1 protein-coding gene and 1 pseudogene are annotated in these 11,509 nt (G+C 64.4%); one reads left to right on the top strand and one right to left on the bottom strand.

All coding sequences use genetic code 11. The features are described 5' to 3' along the window. Positions 1-1,149: pseudogene (locus tag VFE81_RS24695) on the bottom strand (cyclic peptide export ABC transporter); the annotation flags it as partial. Positions 1,150-1,431: 282 nt separating this feature from the next. Between VFE81_RS24695 and VFE81_RS24690 the strand changes: the two are divergent. Then, the gene (locus VFE81_RS24690) at positions 1,432-11,502 is read left to right on the top strand and encodes a non-ribosomal peptide synthetase (protein ID WP_325047088.1); all 10,071 of its coding nucleotides are present in this window, start codon (positions 1,432-1,434) and stop codon (positions 11,500-11,502) included. Positions 11,503-11,509: the final 7 nt, after the last annotated feature.

The raw sequence follows: 11,509 nt of genomic DNA, 5'->3' as shown, positions 1-11,509 counted from the left end.
GGGCCTGAAAGTCAGATTGACCGGCCCGACACGGAACATCCGTTCGTCGCGCTCATGGAAGTACGAGTGTGTGACGTCGCGCAACGTAAGGGTCTGGTACGGCGCGTGTGACGCGTTTTCATCCGGCGGCGGCGCGGTGCGCAGTGCGCCGAATTCGCTCATCACCTTTTCGATGCGGTCGAGCGAGACACGGGCGGCATTCAGCGTCGGCACGTTGTTCAGTAAGCCGTCCAGCGGCAGCAGCATGAACAGGAACACCACCACGTAGCCCGATGCGGAAGGCGCGTCGGCATGCACGCCGAGCGCCGGCCAGAATGCGGCGACGCCTAGAAACACATAGAACAGGAACACGATCCAGCCGACCCCGACCGCATAGGCGCTAAACGCCTGACGCCGGTGGTCGCGCACTTCGTCGATGGCCGAGCCGAGCTGACCGTCGACGAATTGACGCGAGCGGGCCTGGTGCAGTTTCAGTTCCTTCGCGCCCGTGAACAGCGCGCCGAGATAGCCGAACAGTTTGTCCTGCGAGCGGCCGGCGGCTTCGAGCGACGCGATGGCCCGCTTGTCACCTGCGTGATAGCCGAGCGAACCGACCAGGATTGCGGCGACCGCGAGCAGGCAGACCGGCCAGGACAGCCACGCCAGATAGCCGAGGCAGCCGAATACGATCGAGCCGTGCATCACGAGATTGGGCAGCGCGAAGAACAGCATCGACACGTTGGTGGCGTCGTCGGTCAATACCGACTGCACGGGCGCCGCGCCGATCCGTTCGACGTCGCGCAACTCGGCCTCGGCGACGCGCCGCGCGACATGCTCGCGCAACTGCGCCATTGTGTCCTGCGAGAGTCGCGCAAACAGCACACCGGTGACGACGCGCGTGACGAGCGCAATCACCGCGCATAGCGCGAAACGCATGGCGAGCGACATATCGCCGGCGCCCGGTTGTGACAGCGCCCGGCTCAAGGTTGCGACGAGCAGCACACTCGCGATGCCGTTCAGCACGCAGGCGGTGAGCGCGATCGCAAAGGCGCCGCGCGAGCGCTTGAGCAACGCCACGATCAGGCGCATGGCCGGTTTGCCGGGGGTTTGACTGGCGATTGAGGGAGAAAGCGAGGGTGGCGCGTCGTAGCGCTCGTTGGCAGCGGTCATCGGCAAAGGGTCGCAGTGGGTCGCAATGGATCGGTGTGCGGCGCATGCGGCAACACATGCGGGCGGCAAATCAGCAGGGCGCAAAGACACGCCCCTCGCCTGATTGACGAATGGCCGCCGCAAACATTTACCGTCTATCGCCGTTTTCCTCCGAAGCGATGCAGTCCGAATAAATCGACGGCGGCGGTAAAGATTTTCAATCGCGGAACGTCACACCAATGAAGCGGCCCATTGCGGCCTGCGACTTGGCCAATGCGGCCAGTTCTAACGGATTTCATGCCCATGAAGAGCTTCCCGATTGCGTTGCACCATCGAATCCACGCTTTGGCGCGTATCGAACCCGATGCGCCCGCGCTGGCGTCGTTCACGCCGCGTACCGTGCGGCTGACGCGAGGAGAGCTGGATAGCCGCGCGGCGCGGCTTGCCGCGCAACTGAGGGCGGCAGGCGTCACGACGGAGGTGCGCGTTGGCGTGTGTGTCGCGCGTTCATGCGATCTGTTTGTCGCATTACTCGCCGTGCTGAAGGCGGGCGGCGTGTTCGTTGCGCTCGATCCGCGACATCCGGCGGCACGCCTTGACTGGGTCGCGCAAGATGCGGGCCTTGCTCACGGGATTGTCGACGCTTCCGCCGATGTGGCCATGCGCACGCGTTTCGCGCAGTGTTTCGACGTTGAAAACACCGCTTTGGCAGATGTGGCCGCAGCGCGTTTCGATGGCGATGACGAGCCGGTGCATCCGCGCGCGGCCGCCTACATGATTTACACATCCGGTTCGACGGGCACGCCGAAAGCGGTTGCCGTCGAACATGGGCCGCTTGCCGCGCACGGCGACGCGCTTGCTGAATCGTTACCGATCGACGGCACGGATCGCGTGCTGCATTTCGCTTCGGTGAATTTCGATGTTTCGATCGAAGCATGGCTGGTGCCGCTTGCAGTGGGTGGCAGCGTGGTGATCAGCGATCCGCCGCCGTTTCCGCCGGAGGCCACACATGCCTTCATGCTGCGAGAGGGCGTGACCAACACCACACTGCCGCCTGCTTATCTGCGCGAGTTCGCGAACGTTTGCGAGCGCCTCGGCGTGCCGACTTCGCTGCGCGTGCTGCTGTTCGGTGGCGAAGCGATGTCGCAGGACAGCTTCGACGAGATTCGCCGTGTGTTCCCGTCGATCCGGCTCGTCAACGGCTATGGGCCGACCGAGGCGGTGATTTCGCCGATGCTGTGGCCGGTTGACCCGTGCACGACACCGGCGCTCGAGACGGGCAACGGTTATGCGTCGCTGCCGATCGGCTGGCCGATCGGGCGCCGCGTGGCGCGTATCGAAGGCGCGGCGCAGCGCGGTGAGACCGGCGAGCTACTGCTCGGCGGTGCGTGTCTCGCGCGTGGCTATCATGGCCGCGCGGCGCTTACCGCCGAACGTTTTCTGCCGGACGAGAACGGCGAACCGGGTGAACGGATCTACCGCACCGGCGACCTCGCGCGCGAACGCGTGGACGGCTCGTTCGATTATCTTGGCCGCATCGACGATCAGGTGCAAGTGCGCGGCGTTCGTGTGGAACCTGGCGAGATCGCTGCGTGCCTGTTGATGCATCCGGCGATCGCCGATGCGGGTGTGCTCGCGGAGACGACGGGTGGCAGGACGCAGTTGACCGCTTGCGTGGCGCTGAAGGAAGCACCCGGCGGAAAGGTGCAAGGCGAGGATGCGTGCGGTGCCGCACACGGCGACGTTGCACTCAGCAAAGCGGTCCGCGGCGACGAGGCTTGCGACGAAACAGCACTCAGCGACGCCGCATTGCAGGCGCATCTCGCGGCGCATTTGCCGCAAGCGTGGTTGCCGCATCGCTTCGCGCGCTTCGCACGTCTGCCCTATACGCTGAACGGTAAGCTCGATCGTGCTGCGTTGCGCGATACCGTGGCGGCGCTGCCCGTTGCGGCTGCTGCCGATTATGTCGGGCCTCAAACCGCCACTGAGGAGCGGCTTGCCAACATCTGGCAAACACTCCTGAACGATCTCACGCCGATCGGTCGCACCGACCGGTTCTTTGCGCGCGGCGGCGATTCGCTCGCGGCGATGCAATTGCAGGCAGCGATCCGGATCGAATGGCACGTGAATCTACGGCTCGATGCATTGTTCGACGATCACGCGCTCGAGACGCTCGCGGCGCTGATCGATAGCAGCGAGACTGAATCGGCTGTGAACAGGCACCAGCAGATCCTGGCACTACAGCCTTCAACTGCCGCGTTTGTCGACCGTGCTGCTTCATTCGCGCAGCAGCGTTTCTGGATTCTCGCGCAAACTCAGGACGCCGGCTCGGCGTATCACGTTGCCGTGCAATGGGACGTGCAGGGCGCGCTCCATCTGGGCACGCTGCAACGCGCGCTCGATTGTCTGATCGAGCGTCAGGAGGCCGGGCGCACTACGCTTGTCGAAACCGACGACGGCATCGTCATGCAGCGCATTCATGCCGCGTTGCCCGTGCGGATTGCCGAAAGCGATCTGCATACCAGTAGTGAGGCCGAGCGCGCATCGCGGCTCGCGGCATTGACGGAGCAACACGTCGGCGCGGCGTTCGATCTGTCGAATGGCCCCCTCGTGCGTGCCGCGCTCATCACGCTGACCAACAACACGCAACGCTTCCTGTTGACGACCCATCACGCGATCAGCGACGGCTGGAGCTCGCGTTGCGCTTTCGACGAACTGCAGGCGGCCTACGCGGCGATCGCCCAGGGACGCACGCTGCAATTGCCCGCGCTGCCAGTCCAATACGCCGACTATGCGCAATGGCAGCGGGACTGGCTCGCCGCGGGCGAAGGCGAGCGCCAGCTCGCGTATTGGCGCGACGCGTTGCGCGCTGCGCCCGAACCGCTGGCATTGCCGCTCGACCGGGCGCGCTTGCCGCAACGCGACTATCGCGGCGGTCGACTCGCATTGCGATTGCCGGAAGCGCTCTCCGACGCAGTGCGCGAAACGGCGCGGCGCGCGCAGGCGTCGCCCTTTACCGTGCTGCTGGCCGCTTTCAACGCATGGCTCTATCGACTGACCGGCGTAACCGACATTGCAGTGGCTGTACCGATTGCGCATCGGCAACGTGCGGAAACCGCACCACTAGTCGGCTTGTTCCTCAACACGCTCGCATTGCGCGCGCGTGTCGCGCCGGGCCAATCGTTCGCCGCCTTGCTCGACGGCGTGCGCCGCTCGACGTTCGATGCCTTCGCGCATCAGGATGTGCCGTTCGATCAGGTGCTCGATGCGATCAAGCCGCCGGTGCGGCGTGGCGAAGAATGGCTCAAGGTCAAATTCGCACAGCAGTTCGATCTGGAATTGACGGCTGAATTGCCGGGCGCGTCGGTGCGGATGTCGCCGGGGCTCGATCTTGCCGCGCGCTTTGATCTCGCACTCGATTTCACGGACGATTCGCGTGGTATCGAACTGGTGGTCGCGTATGCGCTCGACGGCATTGATGAAGCGACCGCGCAGGCTTGGCTCAACAGCTATGCCGGGCTAGTCGCCGACGCGGTGCGTGATCCGCAACGCGCGATTGCTGAACTGGATTGCGCGGATGGGGCTGGATTTGACACGGCGCGACATGGGCGGCTGTTCCAGCCTGAAGCGGATAGCGTGCTAGCGCTTTTTGCACGCCATGCGAGTGAAACGCCGCATCGCGTCGCGCTTACGGACGCCGACACGCAGCTTACGTTCGCTGAACTCGACGACGCATCGGAGCGCATCGCGTTCGGCTTGCAGCAACATGGGGTTGGTGCGGAGCAGCCGGTTGCGGTATGCATCGAGCGCTCGGTGCGCTTCGCGGTGGCGCTGCTTGGTGTGATGAAGTCCGGTGCTTACGCGGTGCCGCTCGATCCGGCCGCGCCGCGCGAGCGGTTGGCGGCTGCCGTGGATGCCTGCGACGCGCAATGGATGCTGAGCGCATGGGGGGCGCAAGGCGCGCTAGCGGTGGGCAATGCTACGTCGCTGGATATCGACGCGCTTGCGAATGGCTCATCGCTTGCTGGGCTGCAGATTGCTGGGCTGGAGATTGCCGCCAGCACCAACTCAAGTATCAACTTGGACGCTAAGGCAGAGGTCAGCGTAGGGGCCAACGCCGGCCATAACGCCAATGTCGATGGCAACGGCAACGGCAACGGCAACGGCCCACGTCAGGCGCCGTTGCCCGGCCAGGCTGCCTATCTGATCTTCACATCTGGATCGACCGGCACGCCCAAGGGCGTTGTGATCTCGCATCGCGCGCTGGTTGATTACGTTGCAGGGATGCTGGACGAACTCGCCTTTGCCGCCGGCGCCTCGATGGCAATGGTCTCCACCGTGGCCGCCGACCTCGGTCATACGACGCTATTCGGTGCGCTCTGCTCGGGCCGCACGCTGCATCTGCTGCCGGCTCAATGCGCGTTCGATCCGGATCGCTTCGCTCGCGAAATGCGCACACGCGACGTCGGCGTATTGAAGATCGTGCCCAGTCATCTGCATGCACTGCTCGATGCGCAGCAGGCGGCCGACGTGCTGCCCGCCCACGCGCTGGTGACGGGTGGCGAAACGCTGCCGTGGTCGCTTGTCGAACGGATTGCAACGCTTAAGCCGGCCTGCCGTGTTATCAATCACTACGGCCCGACCGAAGCGACGGTCGGCGCATTGACCTTCGATACGTCCGCACCGGCGCAAGCCGCATTGCGCTTAACAAATGCTCACGCCGTGCAAGCGGGGCATGCTGCGCAACCCACAGAATCCGGTCAATCCACGCAATCCGTGCCGCTCGGCCTGCCGTTGCCAAACGCCTATGCGTGCGTGCTCGACACGCACGGTGCGAGCGTGCCACCTGGCGGGATTGGCGAACTGCATCTCGGTGGTCCAGGCCTCGCACGTGGCTACCTGAACCGGGCAGCGGCAACCGCTGAGCGCTTCGTACCGCATCCGTTCGCCGCGGGCGAGCGTCTCTATCGGACCGGCGACCGCGTACGACTGCGCGCCGACCGTCGACTGGATTTTCTTGGGCGGCTCGACGATCAGGTCAAAATTCGCGGCTATCGCGTCGAACCTGGCGAAGTGAGTGCGGCACTGCGCGCGCTAGAGGGCGTCGCTCAAGCCGAAACGCTTGCCGTTGAACGTGAAGGCCGTTTGCGCCTGGCATCGTTCGTCGCCTCATCTAACGGTGCACGCCTCGACGAGTCGACGCTCCGTGCAGCGTTGACCGCGCGCCTGCCGGATTACATGGTGCCCGCAGTGTTGCTGATCGTAGCCGCATTGCCGGTGACCGCGAACGGGAAAATCGATCGAGCGGCATTGCGCGCGCTTGTCGCCGCGCCGACGCCATCCGTTGCCGAAGGCGACGCGCCGCAAGGGGCGACAGAGGAGGCACTTGCCACCGTCTGGAAAGAAGTGCTCAAAGCCGAACGCGTAGGCCGCGACGACAACTTCTTCGAACTGGGCGGCGATTCGATTCTGGTGTTGCAGGTGATCGCGCGCTCACGCAAACGCGGTCTGCGCTTTACGCCGAAGCAGTTGTTCGACGCGCCTACGCTCGCACAACTCGCATGTGTTGCCACATCGCTGGATGCGGCGGCACCGGCTGTACCGAAAGCGCATTCCACATCGGCCGCGCCTAAAGCACAAGCATCGCCGTCAGCGTCCGGACGGAGCACGATGCTCACTCCCGCCCAACTGCGCTTCTTCGCGCTGGATATCCCGCAGCGCGGGCACTGGAACCAGTCGATCGAACTCGACGCTCAGGCGCCATTCGACTCCGACGCATTCGCCCGCGCATTCGAAACGCTGCTGACGCATCACGAGATTTTCCGCCATCGGTTCGCACCGAGCGGTCCGCTTCGAGAATGGCGACTCACGTTTGCTGAGCGCGCATTCGAAGCGCCACCGTTCGCAGTCGCTTCCGCACGCAACGAAACCGATGCACTCGCTCAGTTCGACGCGCTGCAAAGCACGCTCGATCTGACGCATGGCCCGCTCGTCTGTGCTTTCGCCGCGCTGTTGCCGGACGGAACGACGAAGCTCTATCTGGCGATTCATCACCTCATCGTCGACGGTGTGTCGTGGCGTGTGCTGCTGGACGATCTCGACACTGCCTATCGCGCAGCGCGCGAGCGCCGCACGGTACGTCTTGCGTCGACGGGCACGAGCGCACAGGAATGGGCGGAGCGGCTCGCTTGCGCGGCGCGCGACGCAACAAACTCGCCATTTGCCGCCGAAGTGCCGTATTGGACCGCTCTCACCGCGCCCTACGACGACCTGCCGCTCGACCATCCGCACGCCACGGCGACTAACGCGGACGCGCAAACCGTTATCCAGACGATCGACGCCGATCTGACACGCGCCGCATTGACGGAGGCAAACGCCGCCTACCGTACGCAGATGATCGAACTGCTGATCGCGGCCTTGGTGCAGTCGCTCGGCATGCCACGATGCCGCATCGAGCTCGAAGGCCATGGCCGCGAGGCGTTATTCGACGATGCCGACGTGAGCCGCACGCCCGGCTGGTTGACGAGTCACTATCCGGTGCAGTTCACCGGCGAAAGCACGCCGGCGGCGACGCTCGGCGCGGTCAAGGACACACTGCGCGCGGTGCCGAACAAGGGGCTCGGCTTCGGTGTGCTGCGTCACTACGGCGACGCGACGCCGCGCGCGGCGCTCGCCGCCGTGCCGCGGCCGCATGTGACCTTCAACTACCTCGGCCAGTTCGACGCACCGCGCGAGGCTGCGCTGGTGCCGTGTTTCGGCGGCGTAGGCTGCGAGCGCGACCCCGCTGGTCCGATCAGCAACGCGCTGGCGATTCACGCGTATATCGACGGCGATGCCGCACGCACGCTAAAAATCCATTGGGTTTACGGTGCGACGCAGTTCGAACGCGCGACGATCGAAGCGCTCGCGCAGCGTTTCGAAACCGCGCTCGCCGAGTTGAGCGCCGCATGCGCGGCGCGTCTCGCGCAACGCGGCGGCGGGGCAACGCCTGGCGACTATCCGCTCGCGCGTATTGGAGGTTTCACGCAGGCTGCATTGGAGCGCCTGCCGCTCGATCTGCGCACCGTCGACGATATCTATCCGCTCTCGCCGATGCAGCACGGCATTCTGTTTCACTCGCTGTTCGCGCCGGAGCAATCGACGTATGTCAATCAACTGGTCGCAACGCTGATCGATCCGGATGTCGAGCGTTTGCGCGCCGCGTTTGAGGGCGCTGTGCCGCGCCACGACATCCTTCGCACCGGCTTTACGCCGGATGAAGCCACGCCGATGCAGATCGTGCATCGCCAGGCGCACATGCCGGTCGAGATTCTCGATTGGCGCGACCGAAGCGAAAGTACGCTCGACGCATTTGAAACCTGGCTCACGGACGACCGTGCGCGCGGTTTCGATCTAACGTCCCCGCCTTTGATGCGCGTCGCGCTGATCCGCGTGACGGATCAGGTGTGGCGTCTCGTCTGGACGCGCCATCATTTACTGCTCGATGGCTGGAGCACGGCGCGCTTCTTCGCCGACGTGCTGCGCGACTATATCGAGCCGCGGCGTCCGCAACCGTTCGCCGCCCCGGCTAAAACGCGCTACCGCGATTTCATCGCGTGGCTCGCCGCGCGCGATGCTGAAGGCGAGCGCGCGTTCTGGCAGCAACGTCTTGCGTTGATCGATGAACCGACACTGATCGCCGACCGCGAGCGTGACCGCACCCATGACCACGACGACAGTGAACGCGAAGATACGCATTCCCGCGAACCGAACCATAACGGTGGACGCGAACATGATCGCGCCCCCGAAACCGCACGCGTTGCCGGACATCTCATGCGCCGCGAATCCTTCGATGCCGATATAACGACACGTCTTACCGAAACAGCGCGCCGTCTGAAAGTCACCATCAACACAATGGTGCAAGGCGCATGGGCACTCGCTCTGCAACGGATGACGCATCACACCGCCGTCGCATTCGGCGCGACCGTGGCGGGCCGCCCCGACGCGCTACCCGATGCCGACACCGTGCTGGGCCTTTTCATCAACACGTTGCCGGTCATCACCGCGCCGTTACCACAACGCTCTGCATCGGCATGGCTGCACGAATTGCAACGCGACAATGCCGCCGCAGCGGAACATGCGCATACGCCGCTCTACGAAATCCAGCAGTGGGCGCGGCAAGGTGGCGGCGCGCTTTTCGACACGCTGGTCGTGTTCGAAAACTATCCGGTCGATGAAGCCTGGCAAGGACGCGACGAACGCGCCCTCAAGCTGCGTGATCTACGCAATATCGAAGCAACCGACTTCGCGCTCACCTTGGTGATCGAAGCCGGCACGACGCTCACGATCGACTACGGCTACGACGCCACGCAGCTCGATGCAGCCCGAGTGGCCGCTTTGCATCGCGCATTTGCCGTGTGCCTGACTGGCTTGATCGCCGATCCGCATGCGCCGCTAGGCACCATCTCGATTGCAACCGCCGACGATCTCGCCACCCTGGCGAACGCCAATGCGACCCTGCAATCGTGGCCGCAAGCGCAGCAGCAAGCGATGCATCGGCAATTCGAGCAGGCCGCTTTCGCATCGCCCGACGCAATCGCGCTTGAATTCACCGATCCGCAAGGACATACGCAGCACATGACCTATGGCGCGCTCAACACGAGCGCCAATCGGGTCGCGGCATCGCTCATCGAAATGGGTGTTCGGCCGGACACGGCGGTTGCGTTGTGCGTCGAGCGTTCGTTCGACATGGTCGTCGCGCTAATCGGTGTGCTGAAAGCGGGCGCGGCGTATCTGCCCATCGACCCCGACTATCCGGCCGAACGCATCGCATATCTCCTCAACGACGCGAACCCGGCGGTCGTGCTGACGCAGCCGCATCTGCGTGAACGTGTCGCCGCGGCGGTTGAAAATATCAACGTCAAGATTCTGACCGTTGGCGAGTTACTCAGTATCGAGGCCACGCTTGCTACATCCGTGGAAGTCGAGTCCGATCAACTCGCCTATCTGATCTACACATCAGGGTCGACGGGCAAGCCGAAGGGCGCGGGCAATACGCATCGCGCGCTTGCGAACCGGATTGCGTGGATGCAGGACGCCTATCGTCTGGACGCCAACGACGTCGTGCTGCACAAGACGCCGTTCGGCTTCGACGTATCGGTATGGGAGTTTGTCTGGCCGCTCGCGGTCGGCGCGAAACTCGCGATTGCGGCGCCGGGCGATCATCGCGATCCGGCACGTCTGGTCGCGGCAATCGAAACGCATCGCGTCACAACACTGCATTTCGTGCCGTCGATGCTTGCCGCGTTCCTTGCTCATCTGGAAGATTTCAAGGTTGCGGGTCGCTGCACGAGCATCGAGCGGATCGTGGCAAGCGGCGAAGCGCTCGCACCGGAACTCGTAGCGCGCGTCGCGCAGCATTTGCCGAATGCACGCCTCTACAACCTGTACGGCCCGACTGAGGCCGCGATCGACGTCTCGCACTGGCGTTGCGATGCGCGTGATGCAACCGCGGTATCTGTGCCGATCGGTCACCCGATTGCGAACCTGCAACTGCATGTACTCGATGCGGCGTTGCAGCCGTTGCCGCAAGGAGCGGTCGGCGAACTGCATTTAGGTGGAGTGGGACTCGCGCGCGGTTATCTCGGCCGTGCCGCGCTGACGGCGGAGCGCTTCGTCCCCGATCCCTTCATTGAAGGCGCACGTCTCTATCGAACCGGCGACCTTGCCCGCCGTCGCGCGGACGGTGCGCTCGACTATCTCGGCCGTATCGATACGCAAGTAAAGCTGCGCGGTCAGCGCATCGAACCCGGCGAAATCGAAGCCTTGCTGCGTGCGGAGCAAGGCGTACACGACGCGGTGGTGATCGTGCGTGATGAGCAACTGGTCGGCTACGTCGCGCGGGGCGTGGGTAACACGATCAATACACATGCGTTGCTCGACGCGCTGCGCACCCAGTTGCCCGCGTATATGGTGCCCGCGCAACTGATCGAGATGGAGGCGCTGCCGGTTACGCCGAACGGCAAGTGCGATCGCCATGCGCTACCCGCGCCGGTTCGCAACCCTTCCTCCGACGAGGGTGCAACGGCTTCTCTGCAAACTGATACCGAACGCGAACTCGCCGCGATCTGGAAACGCGTCTTGCGCCTGGAAGCGATCGGTCGCGACGACGACTTCTTCGCCCTTGGCGGTCATTCGTTGCTCGCGACGCAGGCCAACGCGCAGGCCAATCTGCATTGGACGCTGATCCTGCCGCTGCGCACGCTATTCGACGAACGCACGCTGCAACGCTGCGCCGCCGCAATCGATCGTGCGCTAGCGGAGCGCGACGCCGGTGCCGGCGAGGACACCGCGAGTGCGATCGACGCACTCCTCGGCGAACTCGAGCTGCAATAAACCATCC

The organism is Paraburkholderia sp. (assembly GCF_035656215.1).
Lineage (GTDB): Bacteria > Pseudomonadota > Gammaproteobacteria > Burkholderiales > Burkholderiaceae > Paraburkholderia.
The sequence above is the reverse complement of the archived record's forward strand: the minus strand, read 5'-3'. Positions and strand labels throughout refer to the sequence as shown.